This window comes from Acinetobacter sp. ANC 4218 (assembly GCF_002135245.1).
In the GTDB taxonomy this organism is placed as follows: Bacteria; Pseudomonadota; Gammaproteobacteria; order Pseudomonadales; family Moraxellaceae; genus Acinetobacter.
On sequence record NZ_NEGD01000012.1, the window covers coordinates 43,660 to 66,505 of the forward strand.

A 22,846-nucleotide genomic window follows, 5' to 3' on the forward strand; every position below is an offset into this window, starting at 1 on the left:
CCTTTCGAAAAAGGGAGGTTACAGATTTAGAATTATGGAGTGGCTTTATCCACTGTAACAGCGAATTTCAATGTTGCATAAGCGCCTGGAATTAAAGTACCGACGTTATAACTTACATTACCGCTGGTTTCGGTTGGTGCAGCACCTTGAGTTGATGGATCACGTGCAACTGAACCCGCTTTGTATGTTGTGTATGCAGGTACAGCATCATTGATCATAACCGCAGTTGCATCAGCATTACCCTGATTCGTTGCCGTCACTTTATAGAATACGCATTGGCCTGGTTTGGCGTTTTGCAGATTGCCAGTGTACTCAGAATCAGTAGGTGTTACCGTACAGTCTGCAGCAACCTGTAATTTTTCCAAACGAACTGAACCCAGGTTAATGACTGTGCGATCTGTAATCGACAGGATGCTGTTTGAACCTAAAGTAGCACCAGTTTCAGGATTAATTTGCACTGTAGATGTATAAGATTGACCTGCTGTTGCTGTTGCAGCTGCTTCAACTTTTACATAAACAGTAACTGACTCACCTTGCTGCAAGCCGGCTAGCTTAGATGGATCAAATTTTGCATTTTGTAAAATGCTGTTTAAAGTTCCTGTGCCGGTACCGGTTACCAACTCATTAGTATCAAGTATGCCGTTACCATTTACGTCTACATAAACAGTGACCGTTTCACCTGCTGACGGTGTTGGTAAAGCAAAATCCAGTGTTTTGCTACCATCAGCTTCAGTAACGTTACCAATGTTGGTTAAAGTATGACTGTAAATAATGCTGCCACCTGGTGCTAACTGGCCTTGGCGGTCTGGCGTGAAGCTTATCGCGCGCTGTTCTGCAATCGTCAGGTTAAATCCAATCTCGTCGCTAGTGCCAGTCGATGGCGAGCTGATCTTGACTGTAATGGTTGCTGGAATATTGGTTGCTGGCGTGCCGTCTGGTGCAGTAACGACCAGGCAGTAACTACCTGTACTGCCATTGGCAATCGTGCCAGAGTTGGTGACTTTGGTATTTGTACAATTACCTGACGCATCTTTTCCAAACAGTTCTGCTGTCCAGCCAGTTGGAACACCTTCAACTGTAATATTGTAATTGTCCGGCGTACCGCCTATATTTTTGATCGTAACATCCAGCTGTTTAGATGTACCAGGTACTAAAGCTGTGTCAGGAACACCTGTACTACTCTTCTGCCCATCACCAACATAAACTGGTGAACTTGTTGTGCCTTTGTTATGTATTAAATCCACAGCACTTTTTGTGAATGAATCAACAACCAAAGAAATAGTATCTTTATTGCTGCTGTTGCTAACAGAAGCGCTGGTCATCGTCAGTTTAGTGTCTGCATCAACTGTACCACTGGTTGGCAAAGTAACGCGTACTACAAATTTTAAGCTTCCGCCAGCTGCAATCGGGCCAGTGTTGTTATCTGTTACCGGTGTTTTACCATCAGCTTTCAGAATTTCGATAATGCTGCCGGCCGGCAAAGATGAACCTGCCGCAGCTGCAACACTCAGGTTATAGCTGTCCGTCGTTGTCCCTGAGTTATGAACATAAATAACATCACCGTCTGTGGTGTTATTACCAAAGACAATCGCCTGACCTTGCACAGCCGCTGCATGGACTTGGTCATCAATGCCTGCAGCGCTACCGGTTGGAACATTGTTGTCAATCCAGGAAACAGATGCATCATCGTTAATCGAGTGAGAAGTTGTACCCAGTACGGTGACATTGTTCGGGTTTGATGGAACTAGTGTTGTATCCGTCGTTGTCGGTGGAACTGTTGGGACATTATCCGGTGTTAATGGTGTATTTGTGCCTGATGTATAGCCGTCAGTATCCGCATATGCTGTGTTGGTAATTTTTTCACCATTTTCCGCAGCATTTTTGACCTTAACGGTAAAGGTTAATTTACCCGTCGATCCTGCAGCAAGCTTGCCTGCATTAAAGGTAAAAGCTTCTTTCTCATCACTACGGGTCTTAAAGTAGAAACCGTCAGCATCAGTATTGCCAGAATTAAGCGCGGTTGAGCTGCCATTGTAATAAGCAACCAACTTTGCATCAGCTGTGGTTGATGTATCAAATGTTACATTACTTGGCAGTACGTCATAAATAATGACATCTGAAGTTGCCGCTGCTGTACCTTTGTTTTGGAAAGTCAATGTATAGGTGATATAGCCATTTGCACCAATTGTGCTGACGCTAGCTTCTTTTTTAATTTCAATGACAGCGCCAGTAATAATTGTCGCTTTATCTATATTTGATGCGGTATCTTTGCCAGTATCATATAAAGCTGCTGTTTTTGCTGTTGCAGTCAATGTGAGGCTGTCATACTGACTTGCAGTTGCAGCTAATGGTGTTTTAGCAACCACAACCAGACCGATAGATTCACCGGCAGCTAATTCAATTGCTGTTGTTTCTGTTAAAGCCACATCATTATCAGCTATACCATCCTGATTGCGGTCAACATAAACATTATAACTGGCCCAATCAAAAGTGCCGGTATCATTTGCAATTTTAAGTGTGAATGAGTCTGTGCCATTACCCGTGTTGGTCAAAATATGCGGGAAGCTTACACTACTGTTCGCAGCTGTTTGACGTTCATTAGACTGCACCAGGGTAAAGCTACCTACTTGTGCTACCAGGGTCTTAACCACATTAGATGTGACCACACGTTCAGTATTTGTATTATCGGTATAAGTTGCTGTTGCCACGTTACTGATATTTTGACCCGCTAAAGGCGTAGATGTTGCTGCCATCGCAGAATTGCCAAATAGCGACACCCCACCCACAACAGCTAAAGCAGTCGCGACTTTACTTAATTGAAAATGTTGTTTCATAAAAAAATCAACCATAAAACGTTTAAAACGACGTGAAAAAATTATTTAGAAGTGTTGACACGAACTTGAGCCGAAACAGTGATTTTTTGTTTCGCTTTTAACTCATTCACATTCCATTGCAGAACACGATATTCATTTAGTGGAACATTCACTTTTTTGCCATTTTCCACTCGGGTCAGGGGTGCTTTAGCAAAAAACTTGCCATCAATCGAAGCATAGGTATCTTTTGGAACACTTTGGCCGGTATAAGTGACAAATTCAGGAAGCGGTAAATTTAATTTCAAATTTTTCAGGCTATTCGCAGATACATTTGAATATTCGACCTTATATTCAAGCAATGTATTTGGTTTAACTTGATCTGAAGGCTTTAATTCCTTTTTCTTGTTCAATTGATCCACTTTATATACTTTCATGTCAGCGGTTAAAGCTTCTGTCGCTGCATAGGAAAAGTTGACCAAGGCACCACCTATTAGTAAGAACGATGCTTTTTTAACTGAGTTATAGATCTTCATGCCAAACCCCTAAATGTGCAATTTGCACATTAATTTATCAATGGCGGCAAATTTACCACAAAAAAATGTTCATTTTTCACATTTTTATATAAAAATAATGAATACTGGGTCACATTTTATTATTTTTTAATAGATTAAATCTTACAAATGGCTTTAAAGCCAACTTGAATAGTTAAGTTAAACTTACAAATATACTGGAGAAATGTTGTAGAGCAATTGAAGAAAATTTATGTTAAAAATAAATAGAAATATAAATTGTACTTAGCTCAAACCCCATCTGACAGTAACCGATTTTTACTGGGCCTATCATTCAAAAAAATCTAAAATGATTTAGTATTTTATTTGAGTTGGAGTTTCCATTGAGAATGAATTATCAAAGCAATTTAGACTGAAAAATTGCGATATAAATCAAACATTATTTATTTTTTCTTAATTTATATGTGTTGAATGCTGGTATCATCTCTTTCTTAAATTATAATTCATAAGTTGAGTTTTTATATAGGATTACATCTATGCCTGATTCCAACCTCCCTAGTTCAGACACTGCACTTTTAAATGTCCTAAAAATTATGGAGCCATTGGTATCTTGGTTATTAAAATCGGGTGTAGGCTATAGCGAATTTTCTCATGCTTTAAAATCTGTGTTTTATCATGAAGCTGAAAAAGAATTAGAATATTTACAACAGAAAAAAACTGACTCGTCCATAAGCTTGTTATCTGGACTCAATCGCAGAGAAGTGAGTACATTTAAGCAAAGGTCTTCTGAGCAAGCTCATCATAACCATTCTCCCCCAAGCCCAAGCGTACCTGCGCGCATTGTGACTTTGTGGATTCAAAAAAATTGGCATAAACAAATTGCTTTCAGTGGGCAAGACATCAGTTTTGAAAACTTAGCCAAAGAAGTTTCTCAAGACAAACATCCACGTGCAATGTTACTGGAACTGCAGCGTTTAGGCTTAGTGACTGAATTAGCCAATACGGTTATTTTACATACAGAATCTTTTACGCCCAGCAATAGTCTTTATGACAGCCAGGTACTTCTTTCTCAGTCTGCATTCGACCATCTCTGCTGCGGTATAGCGAATATTTTCATATCATCGAATGAGTATCTTGAACAAAGCTTACGAGCAGATGAATTAACCGAAGAGTCTATTCGTGAGCTTCGAGAGTACGGTACTCAGCTATGGCAGGAATATGCTCAGAAAATGTTAAGTAAAGCCGTAGAATGCTCTCAACAAGATGAAGGAAAAGTAGATGCTTGTCACCGATTTAGCTTGGGAATCTATCAATATGATGAAAATATTGATATCAAAAAAAAATAATATGTATTTCTTATAAATAAAAAATATTAAATTAATATATTGTCATATTGTATAATTATTGTGACGTAGTCTAACAATCCTAAAGGTATAAAATTTTGAAGTTAAGCAATTTGTCTCTTTACTGTTTTATTCCTTGTGTTCTATTAGGATGTGGCGAGGGTGATTCTTTTTCAGTTGGTGGCGTTTCTTTAGGGGGTACAGGGCTGCCGTCTACAGGTGGTAGTAATCCACCAATACTTAGTTCACCGATGCCAGCAGAGGGAGAAATATTGCCAGATGATAATCCATTCATTTTATGGTCGAGTGGTACCATAGAGAAAACTTGCGACCAAATTAACCTTAAAATGCAATTAATCAATCTTGAAACAGGCTCTATACTGGAGACTCAGCAAGGCATTCCACTGCATCCCAATCTAGAGGAAAATATTGGTGTCATGATTCAAGTCACCAATAACAATTCGGGAACAACCACGGAATACTTTGAAAATTGTCAGCCTTCTATTCAGATCATAGGACAAGATGGGCAACAACTAGCAACTCATGATAACTTCGAATGTGCAGCCAATGATTTAACACTCGCGCATAAGCCACAAGAGTCAGCGACTTATCAGTACAAGTTTAATTTACCGAATGAACCGACATCCTGGAATTTAAACTATCATCATATTTATTCTCTGGAACAAAACGCAGCATTTACCGAACGTAAATCTTGTGACATATCCTATCCATTGAATGTGGGTATTTGACATCCTCGCCTCTTTAAACTGAGGCGAGTCCTACTTAGACGTTTATGCCCAAACACAAGCACGTTTTTTGCAGGATTTAAATCACGCTGTTATCCTAAAAACGAGGCTATATCTTCCGCCACCACCCTAGCTGTCCGGGAAACACCGACTAGCGTTGCCGAAGCGGCACCGGTCCATTCACCATAGCCCACCAGCCATAAATTTGACAGCTGAACCGAGCGGCCATTCTGAACTGCGATGGTCTGGTCCGGCTGGATAATCCCGAGGCTGCTGAGATGATTCAGCGCCGCCTTAAATCCGGTACACCAGATCACCACATCCACTTGCGCTGTGCTGCCATCTTCCCAAATCACGCCATGTTCTGTAAATGCCGAAAATGGACACCTGCTCTGTAAAACACCTCGCTCACGTGCATCTTTGACTGAATCAATCATGACAATATCACCCAGCCCACCAATGGGCTGCTCAATCTTTCTGCCTTCCTGCTGGGCTTTCAGGCGCTCAGTCGCCCTTAAGAACAGGACACGGCCATCGACATCATCTGCCAGAAACTGTGGCGGTGTCTGGGTGATCCAAATCGTTTCGGCCACCTGAGATACTTCTGCCAAGATTTGTGCACCAGAGTTACCGCCACCCACCACCATGACTTTCTTGTTTTTAAATAACTCAGCATTTTTATAATCTGCGGAATGCAGTTGCACGCCCTGAAAATGCTCACGGCCGGCATACTCGGGAATAAAGGGTTGACTCCATGTTCCCGTAGCACTCACCACCGCTTTGGCTTTCCAGGATTGTTCCCCGGCATAGACCTCTAAATATGTTCCCTGGTTTTCCACGCGATCCACGTGCACTGGACGAACTATGGGAAAGTGATAGCGCTGCTCATAGGCCGTCAAATAGTTGATCACTTCATGACGGGTCGGATAGGTCTGTTCGGTCGCCGGCATCATCCAGCCTGACAGGGAGCTCCAGCTATTCGGGGAGAAAAGACGCAAGGACTCCCAGGCATGCTGCCAGGCCCCTCCAGGCTGAGGCTGATCATCAAGGATAATAAACGGAATGTTCTTACGCTTTAAAAAATAGGCCGTGGACAAACCGGCCTGTCCAGCACCGATGATGATCACATCTGTTTCAATCTGTTTTGTGTCCAAAGCCTTTCCCCTTGCATTTTTCTGTTGTTCTTGATGCAAAAGCCCGCTTTTACAGCGGGTTTCTGCTGATTTATCTGATTTACAGGACAGCCTGTCAAGTAAATCCGGCCTTACAAACTACGCTGATTCACCCGTTTAGAGAGTTCTTCAGCCGATTCCTTACGCTCCGAGTAACGATCCGTGAGGTAAGCACTTTGCCCACGGGTCAGCAAGGTAAACTTATACAATTCTTCCATCACATCGACAATCCGATCATATAAGGACGACGGTTTCATGCGGCCCTCTTCATCAAATTCCAAAAAGGCCTTGGGAATCGAAGACTGGTTCGGAATCGTGATCATGCGCATCCAGCGCCCCAAAATGCGCATCTGGTTGACGCTATTAAAAGACTGTGACCCGCCGCTGACCTGCATCAGTGCCAGGGTTTTTCCCTGCGTGGCACGAATGGCACCCGCTGCCAGTGGAATCCAGTCAATCTGTGCCTTAAAGATCGAACTCATCGAACCATGTCGCTCCGGTGAACACCAGACCATGCCTTCAGACCAGGCCAATAGTTCATGCAGTTCTTTGACTTTAGGATGTTCCAGATCGCCATCTTCAGGCAAAGGTAAACCTTTGGGGTGAAAAATTTTAACCTCACAGCCAAAGCGTTCCAGAATACGACCGGCTTCCATCACTGCCAGTCGGCTGTACGAACGCTCACGGTTTGAGCCATAAAGCAATAACATCCGCGGTGGATGGGTCAGTTCTTTGGCCTGCACCTCAGCAAAAGTAGGCGTCGGCAAAAGATCAGATTCAAGATTTGGGAGAGTCATATCAGCCTCTTAAGAATTTGGATAATATTTTTTCTTCAGCCACAAAGACACGCTGACCAAGGAAATCAGCACCGGCACTTCCACCAAAGGCCCAATAATTGTAGTGAAGGCAATTGGAGAAGCTAGGCCAAAAGTGGCGATTGCGACCGCCAAGGCCAACTCAAAGTTATTGCCTGCTGCAGTAAATGAAATAGCCGTGGTTTTCGGATAGTCATTGCCCATCCATTTACTCATAAAGAAGCTGACAAAGAACATCAGCACAAAGTAAAGCGTCAATGGAATCGCGATACGTAACACATCCATCGGCAAACTCACCACATCGCCACCTTTAAGGCTAAACATCGCCACAATGGTGAACAATAAAGCCAGTAAGCTGAGCGGGCCAATTTTTGGCAGTAATTTCGTCTGATACCAGTCCAGCCCTTTAGCTTTGACCAAAGACAGACGGGTAAGGAAACCCATCAGGAAAGGAATGCCCAAATAGATCAAGACGGCATTGGCAATGGTCCAAAAATCCACATGGATCATATGACCTTCCACCCCAAAAAATGGTGGTAAATAGGTCAGGAAGAACCAGGCATAACTACTAAAAAACAGAATCTGGAAAATACTGTTAAATGCGACCAGCGCGGCACCATACTGGTTATCCCCACAGGCCAGACCATTCCAGATCAGCACCATGGCAATGCAGCGCGCCAGACCAATCAGGATCAGACCGGTCATGTATTCCGGATAATCGCTGAGAAAGACGATGGCCAGCACAAACATGAGCACCGGGGCAATCAGCCAGTTCTGGATCAGGGACAAGGCCAGGGTCTTTTTATCCTGAAACACCTGTGGCAAAGTCGCATAGTCGACTTTAGCCAATGGCGGATACATCATCAGGATCAGGCCAATCGCAATCGGCAGATTGACCGAATTGATACTCATGGCATCCAGTGCCGTTGATACTTGTGGAAATACCACCCCAATCGCAACACCCAATGCCATGGCCACAAAGATCCATAGCGTCAGGTTACGATCTAAAAAGGACAATCCGGATTTAGACATGATCTGCTCGATTAAAGATGGGAAATTTGATTGATTGCGGCAATAAGCTCAGGACGGCTCATTTTTTTGGTATCCAAGGCAAATAAAGCATCCAGACGTTTATTGATGTGCTCTACCGTGGTCAGGAAAGCCTGTAATTTTTCTTCTTTGGGTAAATCCAGGTGTGAAGGATCAGATAAGCCCCAATGGGCCTTGATCGCTCCACCCAGATACAGTGGACACGATTCCTGTGCCGCAGCATCACAGACGGTAATCACCACATCTGGCTGGTACTGTTCACAGGCATCAATGCTTTTGCTGGATAGACCTTCAGTCGATAAACCCAGATTGTGTAGGGTTTCAATCGTCAAGGGATGTACCTGACCGGAAGGTTTACTACCGGCACTGTAAGCTACCCAGCCTTCTGGCGCACGACTATTGAATAACACTTCAGACAGAATGCTGCGGCAACTGTTCCCCGTGCATAAAAATAAAAACTTCATGAAAACTTACTCGCAATGGCTCTGAATCGATAGAGCGGAAGAATTAAATAAAACCGGAACTTCGCTACGTTTCAGTACATCTAGAATTTCAAAACACCAGACCGGTAATTGCGGATTGATGCTGTAATACACCCATTGGCTCTGCCGGCGATCGTTAAGCAAACCACAAGAACGTAACAAAGCCAAATGGCGTGAAATTTTCGGCTGGCTTAACTGCAACTTATCGGTCAGATCACAGACGCATTGCTCTTTGTTTTGTGCAATCAGCAGGACAATACTGAGACGTGTTTCATCAGATAAACATTTAAAAAACTGAACGTGGTCCATAGCTACTCCCATTCTATTATGCAAATATATACATATCCATATATATAGTAAATAGTACAAGTTAAAAATTATATCCGGATCAGAATATCGCAGCCAGAAAGCGCTGGATTTAACAGTTTCCCTCTTCTCCCAATATAGAAAACCAGCGGCTTGAACCACTGGTTTTCTTCTCTATAACTTCAATTTTGAAGTTATTTATTTTTCTCGATCAGTTCCGCGACAGCCTGAGCTTCCAACACTTTACCACTCGATACGATTGTATTGTTAATCATTAGACCTGGAGTGCTTAACAGTCCAGTTTCGGTAATCTGCATCATATCGGTGACATACTCAATTTCTGCTTGCACACCGGTACTTTTTACGGCTTCTTCGGTTGCAGCCAACAGTGCTTTACATTTACGGCAACCTGTACCTAAGACTTTAATTTGCATCTCTTATTCTCCACACGTTTTATAAAAACCAGTAACCCAAAGTATTTAGGCTATAGCCAATAATCAAGATTCCCACAAAAATAATGCCAACAAACAGGCTGAGTAAAGGAAGTTTCACTACCTGTTTTAACAGGATTAGGGATGGCAGGGAAAGTGCGGTGACCGCCATCATAAAGGCCAATACTGTACCTAGCCCCACACCTTTCGCTACCAAAGCTTCAGCAATCGGCAAGGTACCAAAAATATCCGCATACATCGGTATGCCTACGATTGTAGCAATCAACACAGAATACCAATGCTCCTGACCAAGCAAGGCGGTAATCCATTGTTCAGGAATCCAGTTATGAATCGCAGCACCAATCCCTACCCCAATCAACACATACATCCAGACTTTGCTAAAAATCTCCACCACCTGTTCCCAGGCAAATGCTCGCCGCTCTTTAGCAGTCATACTGAAATCTTCATCTTCTCCCTGAATCGCCTGATAATGGGTCACAAACTCAGCCACATACCTTTCCATTTTCAAATAGCTAATCAATGATCCACCCAATACCGCCAGCACTAAACCCAGTAGCACATAGACCACGGCGATTTTCCAGTTAAAAATACTGGCCAATAAAATAATCGAAGCCAGATCGACCAGCGGAGATGAAATCAGAAATGAAAAGGTCACCCCCACAGGCAATCCGGCACGGGTAAAACCGATAAACAGCGGAATGGAAGAACAGGAACAAAATGGGGTAATGGTGCCGAGCAAGGCCCCCATGATATTGGCTTTGATCCCGGTCATGCGGCCTAAAATCTGCTTGGTACGTTCAGGCGGAAAATAACTCTGGATATACGACAGGGTATAGATCAGAACCGAGAGCAGAATAAAGATCTTGAAGACATCATAGATAAAGAAGTGAATACTGCCACCCAGACGGGTTGCGACAGATAAACCGAAGACATTTTCAACCAGCCAGCGCACACCCTCTGACAACCAGGTCATTTTGAGCAGAGCGTTATTCAACCAAGCAAAGAGGGCAATTATTTGATCCATTTAAATCTCCTGGTCTTGGGGGAATAATAGTGCTTGTGTAAATAGAGACAGTTCTTGAGCACGGATGGGATTCAGTGAATAGTGTATCCAGCGTCCGTTTTTTCTGCCTTTAACCAGACCCGATTCAGTCAAACACTTCATGTGGTGAGATAAGGTTGATTGACTAATCGACAGATTCTTGAGTAATTCACATGCACAACACTCCCCTGCCTGTAACATTTGCAAAATCTGAAGACGGGTCTTATCCGTCAAAACCTGATACAGGGAAACTGCTTGCTGATGATCCAATTCCTTTATCCATCAAGGACCTATTTCACCAGTATGTAAATTATATTGATCATCGTCAATGTATTTTCACAAAAAAAAGCCCTAATCAAGTTAGAGCTTTTTGCTATCCAAGACGCTTTATTTCAGCCGATTGCCCTGTTCATCAATAATGAATTCACCGTCTTCTTTGGCAAAGGCTCCTAATTGCGGCAAAGGCAGAATATCCAGCACGACTTCGGAAGGACGGCATAAACGCGTTCCGAACTCGGTGACCACCAACGGACGGTTGATCAGGATTGGATGCTGCAGCATGGCATCAACCAGTTTCTCATCGCTCCAGCTCGCATCATCCAGATTTAGCTCGGCATAGGGATCGACATTTTTACGCAAGACTTCACGAACCGTTAAACCGGCGTCCCGAATCATATTGACCAGCTGATCTTTAGAGGGTGGCGTAACCAGATATTCATTCACTTCTGGCTCAATCCCTGCATTGCGAATTAACGCCAATGTATTACGTGAAGTTCCACAGGCCGGGTTATGATAAATTTGCACTTTTGGCATTTGATCCATGAGATTTACCCTTATCAATGAATCATGTCTTTATATATGAATATACGCATATTCGCAACATGAAATATATTCATTTGTAGCATTCACCTGAGAATGAAAGCCCACAAGCATTTCCAAGTGTGACCATCACATATTTAGATTATTGGGTCAGGCTATAGATTTATTCAAATACGCTACAAAAAACCTTAAAACAATAAGTCAGTATTGACCATGAAACAACAATAATTGCTAAAACAACTTCTACAACTTTCCCTAGTCTATTAATTTTTATTTAAACAACTGTTTTATATAAATAATTAGTAAATTTTCGGCAGACAACCCTTGATTGTTGCTAAACAATTTTATTTTAGCTGCGTGCGATTCATTTTCGGATCAAATAGACCATTGCGCATGGTTCCCTGATCATCCAAAAGTGTGAATTCTATGCGATTAAATTCGGTAGACTGCGGAGCCTGCTCTAAGGGATAGATACGATTCGCTTGTGCAGGGGTCATCATATCCATCTGTTTTGCAACAACTCTGGATTGCTGATCCTGGATCACTTTTAGTCCGGTAAATGAAATATGGTAGGGTGTAGGATTATGACAAAGTAAAAACCACTGCCCTGCAGATTGTTGTAAGGAAAAGCGTAACTGTGCAGCAATTTGTTCAATATTCATTTTGACCAAGTGTGCAGGGCGATAGAAAATTTTCAGCTGAGTATTCATTGCCAGATCTAAACGTGCCTGATTTTCGCTGACTGGCTGACTTTGTTCAGGGGTCTTCCCCGAAATTTCATACAGATTGAGCCAATAGACTGATTCACGATCGGCAGGCATGGCATCGCCATTCTGCACAATGCGTATTACCTGTATACCTTTGGGGTTCATCTTAAATATTGCTGGCAATACCACAAATGGGGCCTTAGCAAGATTAAGGTTGCCCGAGCCATCATCTACCCATGTTTGTACTACAACCGGATAGTCATTGCTATTGGCTAGGAGCAAGGATTGTTCTCTATTCTGTTCTGCATAAATAACCCTGCTAGAGGCAGGCACAATACCTGCCTGTGCAACAATACTGTGAGCGAATAAGCTTATATAACATAAGTGTAGAATGGACTTCATTGCATTTTTACCAGCACATGGGCGGTTGCAAGCACGGAGCCCGCCGTCACTGCACCAGCAGAAGGAAGTTTTTTTAGCACTGCTCGTAATGGAATATTGGTGATCTTGTCTCCAGAAGATTGCGTAAGCTCTGAAAATACATACCATCCTGCATCGTTGCCATTTGGGTAATTAATCGCATTCCCTAAATAGCACACATTCGTGCCATAACCTGTTCCGGGAATACTCGGATTTTGCCAATCACAATCATAACGTATGCCAATTCCTCCACCACTGTTAGTGGTATCAGGAAAGCCGCTCCCTGTATATCCTGGCTGTCCGACAAAGTTCATAGGTGTACTGCCACCATCTTTGTAGAGGAAAATCCCGACATTTTTAGCTCGAGCTGCATTGGTAGCATAGTCATCCGAAACTAGTGCAGTCACCCCCTGATTAGTATTGACCAATCCTAAAGCTTGTGCCTGAGTGTAACTAGCTTGGGAAGCCTGAATCCCGACAGCAAATTGCCCCGTGTTAAGTCCGGCGGTCACATTTCCTGTACATTCAATCTGGATTTGAAAATCTTTAAATACCTTTCCACCTGTATCCATATGAGCCGTCGTGGTCCACGGTAAAGTAACGGTCTGAGTATTAGCTGTAGTCGCCCAGCAGGTTTTTACTGCAGGGACAAGATATGCTGCATTATATAAGGTATAACCAAAACCATTTCGAAGGTCATAAAAACTAAAACTAATTGCCGAATCTTCTCCTGCAAAATCATGGGGGAAAAGCACAGGACCAAACAGACTATCATCTGCTAGCTGAATATACGCTGAGGGCTGCCCACACAAATAATTGCCCGACTCACCCATACCACTCGTTCCACCCACCGTTACATTACTGCAGTAATCAGAAACAGAAATTGATGGTAGACCATTCACTTTAAAAAATTCGACATTCAAATTTGGGATATGCTTTAAACGGATACAATACCAGCCCGAAGGACATTGAGTCGCATTGCTGACAGTACCTGTATATGTCCCTATATCATAGGTTACCGGTACAGTTTGCCAATATTTCGTTAAAATCTTACCTGACATCGTCTGCCGGATGCCGATTCCTTTAAACCAGGTATAATAAACATTTGACTCGCCACCCACATCACTAGGGTTCACCACTTCGTGCCCTCCAACCCTGTCATCACCATTGGTGGCAACCAGGAACGTGAGCTTATTCATATCATTAGTGCCGGGATCACAACGCCATAAAATCGTTTCAGGATTCACATTGTTAATTTTATATTCTGTTGCAGCAACAGACATCTCTGCAAGCTTAGTCCCTACCGATTGAATCGTATTATTATAAAGATGTAAATTTCCTATCGGAATTTTTGCTGCAGCGTTGTCTCTTGTATTGGTAATCTTATTATTATCTATAGTTGTTGTATCCCCATTACTATAATCGACAAAACGACATGTTGCACTGGCAGTCATGCCGATGCTCATTAACAGCATTACAAAAAAAAATTTGAGCACAATGTAAAATTTATCATCCATATTATTCATTCTCTACAATGCATTGTAGTTGTAGTTTAATCATCGGTTGCTCTAGCTGCTGACGGTCAATACGGTAAGGCATTGTGCAACGTTGTCCTGCATCATCACCCCAATCGAAAGTCAGTGTACCTTGTGGCTGTTCGACACGCACATAAGCCTGCCCAGCCTGTCCGACCATGCCAATCACTTCACCGGCTTCATTGCGGACATCTGCCCCCATCGGAATATTTTGCCCTTCAGCTAACATACTTTGTATCAGCACACTATAGCCATAACGGGTTTTAAAGTTCACTTTGACTGCAGCACCGGCATAGGGTGCAATACGCTGTTCACCACCTTCCAATTCGATATTGCCGGACACCCCTTGCGGATCAAGGGCGATGGTATTGTAGCGATAAGGACTGATACTCGGGACCAAGGCATAACCAAAACGATCAATCCTGTTAGTTGGGGAACTGACAATTTTGGCACCTTTGGCACCTTTGGCTTCAACCAGGGCAAAGGTATCTCCGAGATAAGAACCCAATGTAATTCCACCAGCATGAATGGCCAGGGCACCACTGGCATTCAGGGAACTTTGCCAATATTGCTGATTATAGGCACTATTCAGGCCCAGCGACATTTTCGACAGCCGTTTGTACAAACCCACATTATAAGTTTGATCATTCGACTGTCCGCTGCCATTCATGCCCAGGTTATAGCTCAAGCTATAGTCTTCATCTAAGGCACCGCTAATGCCAACTTGATAGTTATCACTGTCATTGCTGCGATTATAGTTTGCATTCAGGTTCGGCGTCAGCCTGCCGCGGTTTGAACCAAGCGGGAAAGACAGGCTCAGGCCACCAAAGTTGTCAAAACGCTCTTGCTTGACCGAACCACCTTGAAGGCTATGCAATTTTTGACGCGTATAATTCAGATTGACACTCAGAATACCAAAAGATTTTTGATAGCCGGCTTGCAGCGATGTATCGCGTTGGCGTCCATCCCGATAGTCTTGGGTAGAACCAGATAAATAGAATGAACCATAACTTCCCAAGGGCTGACTCAGATTAATCTGAAAACGCGAACGCTGTAAGTTGTTATAGGAACTCCATAGACTGCCTTGCTCCCAAGCATAGCGGGATCTTAAAATATCACTGAATTCACGATAGCCACTGGTCGAATAACGATAGCCCGCCAGGGTAATCGTGGTCTTGGTTGGCTGCAAGGTCTTACTGTAAGTCAGATTGGTCATCCAGCCATCAGTGGATTCCTGCCCGTCTATACTTGGCAAATCAGCTCGTGAGTACGTCAAATTGGCACCCAAAGCGCCCAGAAAACTGCCATAAACGCCGCCGACAGCCAATGCCTGATAAGCATCGGCAAGACGTATACCACCATTCACAGTAATACTGTTGCTGACCCCATATTCATAATTAATATCAGAAAAAAAAGCATCAGGGGTCTGATCAAGATCGGTCCAGCCTAAGGCCAGACTATAATTCGACAATCCGGCACGTAGAGAGGTCGGAACCGCCGCATAGGGAACTTCTGTAGAATGTCTGGAACCATCGGCTTCGGTGACAATCACAGTCAAATTGCCATCATAATTGGTCGGATAGAGGTCATTAATTTCAAAGGGGCCAGGAGCCACCGTAATTTGATAGATCTCGATGCCATTCTGTTCAATCGACACTTTGGCATTGCTCTGGGCGATACCACGGATTACCGGAGCATAACCGCGCATCGAATCTGGCCGCATTCGTTCATCTGTTTGCAGACTCAGTCCCTGAAAAGCCAATCCGGACAAAAAACGTCCTGAGCTATACTGCTGTCCCAGGAGCAGTTGGGACTTCAACTTATCCACTGGGCGTTGCACATAACTGCGAAGATGACGCCAGGTCGTGTCATGCTCATTATTCATGGACAAATTGGATTGCTGCCGATATTGCCATTTACCCAGATTGATCCCACCGTTAAACCCCATAAAGGCAGATTCATTATTGTCCTCATGACTTAAACGGCTCTGAGAATAATAATAGTTGCCCATATAATTGACAAAGCCAATGCTGCTGCCACTATCCAGATCGGCTGGATTGACATAGCCTCGTGGCAAATTTTTCATGAAACGTTGCGGCACCATCAGGCTCAGACGTAACAAGGAAAAATCAAAATGGCTGCTACTGCCTGTTGCAACTTGGGTGATGGTTAAACATGGAGGAAGTTCAGGGATACTGGTTTGTTGTTTACGGTATCCTTCATCTCCCAAAACACCAGCTTGCTCTAGCAGTTCGGTGGATAAGCAGGCGTCTACACCCTGTGCTGCTGTCTGATTTTCAATAAACGGGATACTAAGCCGTTCCAAAAAACGATCATTGATGTAGATATCAACTTTATAGACACCGGCTTCAATCCGGTCTGCCTGATTAAAGCGTTCAATCATTGCAGCACTTAAGCCACTGCCTTGAAATAAATGCGGATCAAAAGTAAAGGTCTCTTTTGTCGGCTGTTTGCTATACGCCTGTGTAAGTGAGTTACTATTTGTGCTGACAGCCAATGGCTGTTCCTGAGCAGATGCTTGCTGTAAGCAGATACAGTGAATCATTAAGGATAAACAGGATGGTAAGAATAAGGGAAGTGTTCTCTCCATATTTTATCCTTACGCGACGCTAAGGCTGTTGTACAGGAATGTCCTGTCTGGCTATAGCACCATAATCATTCACATAAGTCACGCTCAGTACGCTGTCTTGATCTGCAGTTACTTTTTTAGGCAGTGGCCAGGTTGCATTGCTGTATGGGGCAATCATGGCAACAGATTTCGGGTCAATACTATAGCTTTGCTGTTTCACTTTGAGGGTCGCTGTGGTCAGGTTGGCATAATATCCAGTCGGGTTATGCACGGTCACCGTGCTGCCTTTAGTCTGCTGCTGTAGCGTATAGGTCCATTTTTGCGGCATGACTTCAACATTGCCAATAATGCTTTTAGGACGATAAAAAACTTTTAAGCGGTTCTTGACCAGAAAAATTAGCTTATTTTGGTCAGCCGAACTTTCCTGTAAAGCGGGAATCTGTTTGAAATTCAGATAAAAAATGGATTCACGATCCTGCGGCAAGGCAGTCTGAGGTACATAAATCAGGCGCGCCATTTGCCCCTTATGCGGATTAATACGGAATAACGGGGGATTCACTACAAAAGGAGCATCGGCATTTTCAGGCGTAGATGCATCGTTCCCCCGATCCAGCCAAATTTGCACAATATAGGGGATGTCACCATTATTACTGAACTGCAGGGTCTTTTCATTGCTTTCCGCAGGAAAAATAACTCGCGTCCCGACCATTACAATATTCGCCCAAGACTGCGTGGAAACTATGGAAGCCAATAAAGTTAATATAAAAGCATAACGAAACACGGTTTGGATTCCTGCATTTTTTTATATTTTTACTGAAATTATCTGACACATATCTAGAAATAAGTAAAGATCAATATATGTCAGATCGTTTATACATGTTTTATTCGTAAACTAATTCATAGTCTACAATTGCTTGCACAGTACCAGCGGTGACTCCATTTTCTACTGCAATATATCGTGCTACGAAAGGAAATTTTACTACTCCTAAACCTATAGCATCTGCTAATGGTTGAGTACCAGATTCAGCATATCCTGTAGTAAAGTTTAATGCTGTATCACCTGTGCTACCAATCACTCCTGTATCTTGCAAAAGTTGTATCGCGACCTTCGTTGCAGGGGTAGTGCCGGCTGTATTAGCTAAATTTGCTCCATTCACGTTCTGCGCTAAAAAACGCGTTTTAATCGATGTAATGAGTGGCGTGGTAATGGCAGTACAACCGGTTACGTCTATGGTAAAAGGTGTAGCCCCTGCAGTATCATTTGCATTAGCTAACTCTTGAATTTTCACTGTTGGCAACGTTACGGTAGCACTGGCAGTAGTGTTATTAACTGTTACTGCACAAGTACTATCCACAACTTGACCAATGAATGTAATTGTACCTGTATTAGCCATTGCCATATTTGCTGCTCCTGCAGCAATTCCAGCAAGTAATAAATGTTTTAATTTCATAAAAATCCCCTATTCCTATATACATTTATACGTAGTTATCAAGTGAAACTTAACGATAATTTTAAATTATTAATTTAACATTAGCATTAATAATCTATAAAAAAAAGTATTTTAGACATTAAAATTAAGAGGTTATTAAGCTTTAAAAATAGACTTTAAATATAACTGAACTGTTGCTGATGATTTCTTAAAACTGTCAAGGCTATCCAATATAGCGAAGTCTGGGTTAATGCCCTTGTCTTGAATAAAAGCGTCTCTTAGATTCCAGTCTACAGGTAGATTCTCAATAATGATCAGTGAAAACGCCAAAATGGCAGAATGTCTGAGTGATGGTTTTATTCAGCTCTCTTGTTCTTGAAACTACAGCCTCTCAAGAATGTCCTGCCAAAATATATAATGTTGATGGGCATAAACGTTACCTACTATGTAATATGTCTTTGATTGCAAGCGTATACCCGACACCGTCAGTGTTGCACCTTTTTATCACCCTTGAGTCAGCTTGTGGTAAAACCTGCTGGAGTCAGAAAGGCTTCCACGTATGCGACAACAATTTTTCAATCTGGCTGATTTTCTGTGTCGGCACTCTTTTCAATACATCACTCAAATCGGCTATGGATCCAATCAGCACAGTTCCGCTGACTGGATTAAAGGTCATATTGGCAGCGCATGGGCTCGCTGAGCAATGGTCCTATGAAACACTCAGACAGTTTTCTATAGCAAAATCTAAGATCGAATTAGAAATTTACAGTCCATGACAGTTGTGCGGTACGTGGTGCCCCAAGGAACAAATAGTCATCACCGAAGAAACTACCCGCATCTCGCCAGTATTTCTTATTGAACAGGTTATCTATGTTGAAGCGCAGCATATTGTCATAACCATAAGCCCGGAAGTTATAGCTTGTACCTGCATCAAATACGGTATAAGCAGGTACTTTTACGGTGCCTGTTTTGTTGGCATATTTACTGCTGCTGTACTGCATACCGGCCAATAAACGCCATCCCTCTACTTGCGGCACTTGATAAGACAGATGGCTGACGAAGCGGACAGTGGGTACATTTTGAGTTTGATGACCCTGGTATTCAGCTGTTTGTATTTCTGTGAGACGTGAACGGGTAAGTGCCAAAGTCGAGTTCAGATCTAGATTCTGACCTACGCGCCCTTGTAGACCCAGTTCCAGCCCCAGATTATGCTGCTCCCCCTCATTCACATAATAATTGTCTGAGTTGGTATATTGATTGTCTTGGGTTAAATCAAACACTGCCGCGGTAAAGAGTAACTTTTTCCACTGCTGCTTAATCCCCAATTCATACTGGGTGGAATGTACTGGCGCTAAAGTTACGCCAGCATTACCTTCGATACCTTTATCAGGATTACCCAGAGCATACCAAGGTGCCTGTCCACCATCACTCAAACCTTTGGCATAAGACGCATACAGATGGGTGTTTTCCCCAGGCTGATACATCAAGGCCAGCTGCGGCAGGAAACGAGTCAAATCGGTATCGCGGATGTTGTTGCCATTCGCATTATAAGCACTTTCATTGACATGCAAGAATTTGCCACCCAGCAAAACGGACCACGCCTGATTGAAATCAATCTGGTCGAGTAAGTTCAAGGCCTTGTGCTGACTATCCAGTGATTTGTAATGATTGCCTAGAGTTCTGTCATTAGGGGGTACGATGATAGGATCACTATAAATATTTCCTGTACCTACCCAAACCATACTATTAGTAGCATCATATTGTGCATGCCGTTTATAGGTTTGTGACAGTTCCAAGCTAAGCGTATGTTGCCATGCTCCAGTGTTGAATTGACCATTTAATCCAGCTTTAAGCTGATTGGTCAGATAGCTGTCATTCGGACTACGAAAATCATAAATATCATAGTTGCCATTTTGGTCAAAGGTATTACTTAAACCAAATCCCCATGGAAATGCCGAATAATCATCCACCGTCACACGGCTTTGCGAAGCGGCCAGATTGGCTGTCCAGTTATCATTGATCTGGTGAATATATTTTAAGCTGGTATTCAAACTTTCATTGGTCACCGGTTGGCTCCAGCTTTGATAACCCAGCAAACGGTCCCATTCAACGCCTGTGGGTACTGTTTTACCATCCAGCAACTGATAGCCGGGTACGGAGCGCTGACGTTGGCGCTGCGATTCGATATCAAATTCCAGTTTTGATCGATCCGAGATTTTCCAGTCTAAAGCCAAAGCACCAAATACGCGCTTGCCATCGGCATGTTCCACATAAGGATGAATCTCTTCATGTGTCAAATTGACTCGATAGCCAAACTGTTGATCTGCTCCAAGTAAACCACCCAAGTCCGTTGCCACGCGGTTGCCACCATGACTGTCGGCTTCAACAGTAAATGAGTGAATATCTTTGGGGCGTTTGGTCACATAGTTCACCACACCACCCGGGGTTGCCATGCCACTTTGAAGCACACTGATGCCTTTTAAAATTTCGACCTGTTCTTTGTTTTCCAGTGCTACATTTTGCTCACCGCGCAGCAAGTGACCATTGAGTAAATAGCTGGATCCCAGATTTAAGGCAAAACCACGCATGACAAAGTTCGGATAATAGCCAATCGGTGCATAGCCATCCCCTACTGCAGCGTCATTTTTAACTACATCCGTCAGGGTTTTGGCGTGCTGATCAGCGATCTGCTCGGCTGTGATTGTGCTGAGCGATGCCGGAATTTCAGCCAGATTTTGCTGGCTAAAACCGTATAAATTCACCTCGGGTTGGTCATAGGCCGTTTGTGCAGTCACTGTGAGCTTTTCCAGTTGTGAGATCTCATTCTCATTTGCAGCATGTACCCATACCGGGCTTAAGCTTAAGCCTAGACATGAAAATGAACCCGCAGCCAGCAATGCTTTTTGTAAATGAGAAAATGAATACGTTTTCACAGTAGTTGTCCAACCCCAAAAGATAATCTTGCAGCATAAATTTGCGGGCATGAGTATTCACAATTTTCTCAGATTGAACAAGCATTTCTACACCATATCCGAGATTTTTTTATCATGCTTCCGATACGGCTTTTTAAACCAGGATTTTGGATTGGGTTTATCCCTCCACTATTCAGATTTAAACTGCAACTTGCTGTGAAAGGTTTACATCATTCATTCAGCCTGTTGAATACCGCCATACCTGCATATATCTGAAACCTGATTTGAGAATACTGAATCGCCTCGGACCAAGTTTGATTTTGGCCTTGTTTGTCTTTTGATTGGATTTAGCATTAAATCACAAGAACGGTATTGCTTAGCCTGTGCCTTTTATTCAAAGACAACAGGCTATTCGTTTTATTAAAGCCTGCGCTGTAAATCTAAATGATTCAGCTTACTATACTGCTGCTGCATATCATTAAATGCGTCAGAAAAACCAATTAATGAAACTTCATTCACAACCGGTTTAGCATTATGAGATACATTAAACTCGGTTTTTACCTCAAAGCCACGCTTGAACTGATCTATAATGGCTTGAGCGTCACGGTATAAACCCTCACGCGCCTGCAAAACACTATTATTATCTACTTTAAGTAGTGTAATAGAATTTCTTGCATGGTTTATGCCAACACTTAAGCTGTAAGAATCGTTCATACGCATTACCGTAATATGGTTTTTACGCATTGTGCAAATTTTAGTATTTTCACTACTCTTTACCCAGCATTGAATATCCCAGCTTGCACGTCCCAATAACCGATTTTCAGATTTTTCAAGAGAGTCATTTATATGCTGATAATCTACCTGTTGTATTAAATAGCCCAACCGATCATTCTTCATGCTTATAGTTGCAGCTCCTGCCGCATTTGCAATCGTTAAACCTAAAACTGCCCCAAACAAAATATAAGTATTATTTAACATTAGTCTATATAAAAAGCTAAATTCAGCACACTATAGCAAGCTTTTAGCCTTTCACATCTTATACATTAATTTTATTTACTAAATTAAAAATCCATGATCCATTATTTTTATATTATCCATTATCTTGTCAATGTATGAGATTTAAAGCTAGCGTTCAGATGAAGAGGGTATCTTTTTAATTTTATAGTTTTTAACTTTTAAACTAAAGATAATACCTTTAAGAGTGTTATAGGCAGTTGTCTCTCAATCAGGTAAAGGTTATTTTGGAATAAAAAATGCAATATGAATATAGATTTCAGAAGTTAAACCAATCAGCAAGGTTTTTTAACCGCCTTATTTCCATAAAATAAAGCTTTAGAATATGTGATATATAAAATATCTCTTTCATAAATCAAAAATTAAGCTATTTATTGTTGATTATTTGTACCGTAGAATTTTTAACATTCATGCATAATTTTTAGATGAAATACATTGACTCAAAACAGCTTTCTGAAACACAGCTTAAGCGATTATGAGCATCTCATGGTCAACGTTTTATTTAATGGTTGAGAATTGCATAAGCATGTTCTAGCTAAAGGCAGACTACCCAAATTACACCTGGAGGATCAGATTCTGCTTTATCTAGGATAATGGGAGCAGTCCAATCATCTACTTAAGTACTAAGCTATGGTACAGAAAGCTTTGTCTAGACAAAGCTTTCCCGATTAAAGTCAAAATCAGAATTT

20 protein-coding genes are annotated in these 22,846 nt (G+C 42.5%); 2 read left to right on the top strand and 18 right to left on the bottom strand.

Features of this window, described 5'->3' with window-relative positions; all coding sequences use genetic code 11:
- Positions 1-32: 32 nt before the first annotated feature.
- Together B9T38_RS12515 and B9T38_RS12520 are read right to left on the bottom strand one after the other, a co-directional pair.
- A complete protein-coding gene (locus B9T38_RS12515) occupies positions 33-2,834 on the bottom strand; it encodes a beta strand repeat-containing protein (protein WP_086197120.1) in 2,802 nt (933 codons plus the stop codon).
- A 41-nt stretch (positions 2,835-2,875) separates the two neighbouring features.
- A complete protein-coding gene (locus B9T38_RS12520; protein ID WP_086197121.1) occupies positions 2,876-3,346 on the bottom strand; it encodes a hypothetical protein in 471 nt (156 codons plus the stop codon).
- 512 nt (positions 3,347-3,858) lie between these two features.
- On the opposite strand from B9T38_RS12520, the gene B9T38_RS12525 reads away from it, so the two are divergent.
- Positions 3,859-4,668 carry a DUF6502 family protein gene (locus B9T38_RS12525; protein ID WP_086197122.1) on the top strand — a complete coding sequence of 270 codons (810 nt, stop codon included), beginning with the start codon at positions 3,859-3,861 and terminating at the stop codon, positions 4,666-4,668.
- Between the two features lie 269 nt (positions 4,669-4,937).
- Positions 4,938-5,414, top strand: coding sequence for a hypothetical protein (locus tag B9T38_RS12530; protein WP_143222717.1), 477 nt, complete (start codon positions 4,938-4,940; stop codon positions 5,412-5,414).
- A gap of 89 nt (positions 5,415-5,503) precedes the next feature.
- On the opposite strand, the gene B9T38_RS12535 is transcribed toward B9T38_RS12530, so the two are convergent.
- The 16 genes from B9T38_RS12535 to B9T38_RS12615 form a co-directional block, all read right to left on the bottom strand.
- Positions 5,504-6,565 (bottom strand): ArsO family NAD(P)H-dependent flavin-containing monooxygenase, encoded by a 1,062-nt coding sequence (locus B9T38_RS12535; RefSeq protein WP_086197124.1) that lies wholly within the window; start codon positions 6,563-6,565, stop codon positions 5,504-5,506.
- Positions 6,566-6,675: 110 nt separating this feature from the next.
- Positions 6,676-7,380 (bottom strand): arsenical resistance protein ArsH, encoded by a 705-nt coding sequence (arsH, locus tag B9T38_RS12540; RefSeq protein WP_086197125.1) that lies wholly within the window; start codon positions 7,378-7,380, stop codon positions 6,676-6,678.
- Between the two features lie 9 nt (positions 7,381-7,389).
- Positions 7,390-8,430: an ACR3 family arsenite efflux transporter gene (gene arsB / locus B9T38_RS12545; RefSeq protein WP_086197126.1), complete on the bottom strand. Its 1,041-nt coding sequence runs from the start codon at positions 8,428-8,430 to the stop codon at positions 7,390-7,392.
- 11 nt (positions 8,431-8,441) lie between these two features.
- Entirely contained in the window at positions 8,442-8,912 is a 471-nt protein-coding gene (locus B9T38_RS12550; RefSeq protein WP_086197127.1) for an arsenate reductase ArsC, read from the bottom strand.
- Between the two features lie 6 nt (positions 8,913-8,918).
- A complete protein-coding gene (locus B9T38_RS12555; RefSeq protein WP_086197128.1) occupies positions 8,919-9,239 on the bottom strand; it encodes a metalloregulator ArsR/SmtB family transcription factor in 321 nt (106 codons plus the stop codon).
- A gap of 191 nt (positions 9,240-9,430) precedes the next feature.
- Positions 9,431-9,670 (bottom strand): thioredoxin family protein, encoded by a 240-nt coding sequence (locus tag B9T38_RS12560; protein ID WP_086197129.1) that lies wholly within the window; start codon positions 9,668-9,670, stop codon positions 9,431-9,433.
- A 19-nt stretch (positions 9,671-9,689) separates the two neighbouring features.
- Positions 9,690-10,712, bottom strand: coding sequence for a permease (locus tag B9T38_RS12565; RefSeq protein WP_086197130.1), 1,023 nt, complete (start codon positions 10,710-10,712; stop codon positions 9,690-9,692).
- Positions 10,713-11,000 (bottom strand): ArsR/SmtB family transcription factor, encoded by a 288-nt coding sequence (locus tag B9T38_RS12570; protein ID WP_086197131.1) that lies wholly within the window; start codon positions 10,998-11,000, stop codon positions 10,713-10,715.
- A 117-nt stretch (positions 11,001-11,117) separates the two neighbouring features.
- A complete protein-coding gene (gene arsC, locus B9T38_RS12575) occupies positions 11,118-11,552 on the bottom strand; it encodes an arsenate reductase (glutaredoxin) (protein WP_086197132.1) in 435 nt (144 codons plus the stop codon).
- 341 nt (positions 11,553-11,893) lie between these two features.
- On the bottom strand, positions 11,894-12,658 hold the full coding sequence (locus B9T38_RS12580) for a fimbrial biogenesis chaperone (protein ID WP_086197133.1): 765 nt from the start codon (positions 12,656-12,658) through the stop codon (positions 11,894-11,896).
- A complete protein-coding gene (locus tag B9T38_RS12585) occupies positions 12,655-14,202 on the bottom strand; it encodes a fimbrial protein (RefSeq protein WP_086197134.1) in 1,548 nt (515 codons plus the stop codon). Before B9T38_RS12585 ends, B9T38_RS12580 begins: the two co-directional genes overlap by 4 nt.
- A complete protein-coding gene (locus B9T38_RS12590; protein WP_086197135.1) occupies positions 14,195-16,822 on the bottom strand; it encodes a fimbria/pilus outer membrane usher protein in 2,628 nt (875 codons plus the stop codon). The genes B9T38_RS12585 and B9T38_RS12590 overlap by 8 nt, the downstream gene beginning before the upstream one ends.
- 19 nt (positions 16,823-16,841) lie before the next feature.
- Entirely contained in the window at positions 16,842-17,582 is a 741-nt protein-coding gene (locus B9T38_RS12595) for a fimbrial biogenesis chaperone (RefSeq protein WP_251992240.1), read from the bottom strand.
- Positions 17,583-17,682: 100 nt separating this feature from the next.
- Positions 17,683-18,252, bottom strand: coding sequence for a fimbrial protein (locus B9T38_RS12600; protein ID WP_086197136.1), 570 nt, complete (start codon positions 18,250-18,252; stop codon positions 17,683-17,685).
- Between the two features lie 734 nt (positions 18,253-18,986).
- Positions 18,987-21,164: a TonB-dependent siderophore receptor gene (locus tag B9T38_RS12610; protein WP_086197138.1), complete on the bottom strand. Its 2,178-nt coding sequence runs from the start codon at positions 21,162-21,164 to the stop codon at positions 18,987-18,989.
- Between the two features lie 399 nt (positions 21,165-21,563).
- Entirely contained in the window at positions 21,564-22,121 is a 558-nt protein-coding gene (locus tag B9T38_RS12615; RefSeq protein ID WP_086197139.1) for a hypothetical protein, read from the bottom strand.
- Between the last annotated feature and the right edge of the window lie 725 nt (positions 22,122-22,846).

Bases quoted from the DNA above. Each gene is read 5' to 3' on its own strand.
- B9T38_RS12550 (WP_086197127.1), bottom strand. From the start codon at position 8,912: ATGAAGTTTTTATTTTTATGCACGGGGAACAGTTGCCGCAGCATTCTG.
- B9T38_RS12590 (WP_086197135.1), bottom strand. From the start codon at position 16,822: ATGGAGAGAACACTTCCCTTATTCTTACCATCCTGTTTATCCTTAATG.
- arsC (WP_086197132.1), bottom strand. From the start codon at position 11,552: ATGGATCAAATGCCAAAAGTGCAAATTTATCATAACCCGGCCTGTGGA.
- B9T38_RS12600 (WP_086197136.1), bottom strand. From the start codon at position 18,252: ATGAAATTAAAACATTTATTACTTGCTGGAATTGCTGCAGGAGCAGCA.
- B9T38_RS12525 (WP_086197122.1), top strand. From the start codon at position 3,859: ATGCCTGATTCCAACCTCCCTAGTTCAGACACTGCACTTTTAAATGTC.
- B9T38_RS12520 (WP_086197121.1), bottom strand. From the start codon at position 3,346: ATGAAGATCTATAACTCAGTTAAAAAAGCATCGTTCTTACTAATAGGT.
- arsB (WP_086197126.1), bottom strand. From the start codon at position 8,430: ATGTCTAAATCCGGATTGTCCTTTTTAGATCGTAACCTGACGCTATGG.
- B9T38_RS12585 (WP_086197134.1), bottom strand. From the start codon at position 14,202: ATGAATAATATGGATGATAAATTTTACATTGTGCTCAAATTTTTTTTT.
- B9T38_RS12515 (WP_086197120.1), bottom strand. From the start codon at position 2,834: ATGAAACAACATTTTCAATTAAGTAAAGTCGCGACTGCTTTAGCTGTT.
- arsH (WP_086197125.1), bottom strand. From the start codon at position 7,380: ATGACTCTCCCAAATCTTGAATCTGATCTTTTGCCGACGCCTACTTTT.
- B9T38_RS12580 (WP_086197133.1), bottom strand. From the start codon at position 12,658: ATGAAGTCCATTCTACACTTATGTTATATAAGCTTATTCGCTCACAGT.
- B9T38_RS12560 (WP_086197129.1), bottom strand. From the start codon at position 9,670: ATGCAAATTAAAGTCTTAGGTACAGGTTGCCGTAAATGTAAAGCACTG.
- B9T38_RS12565 (WP_086197130.1), bottom strand. From the start codon at position 10,712: ATGGATCAAATAATTGCCCTCTTTGCTTGGTTGAATAACGCTCTGCTC.
- B9T38_RS12555 (WP_086197128.1), bottom strand. From the start codon at position 9,239: ATGGACCACGTTCAGTTTTTTAAATGTTTATCTGATGAAACACGTCTC.
- B9T38_RS12615 (WP_086197139.1), bottom strand. From the start codon at position 22,121: ATGTTAAATAATACTTATATTTTGTTTGGGGCAGTTTTAGGTTTAACG.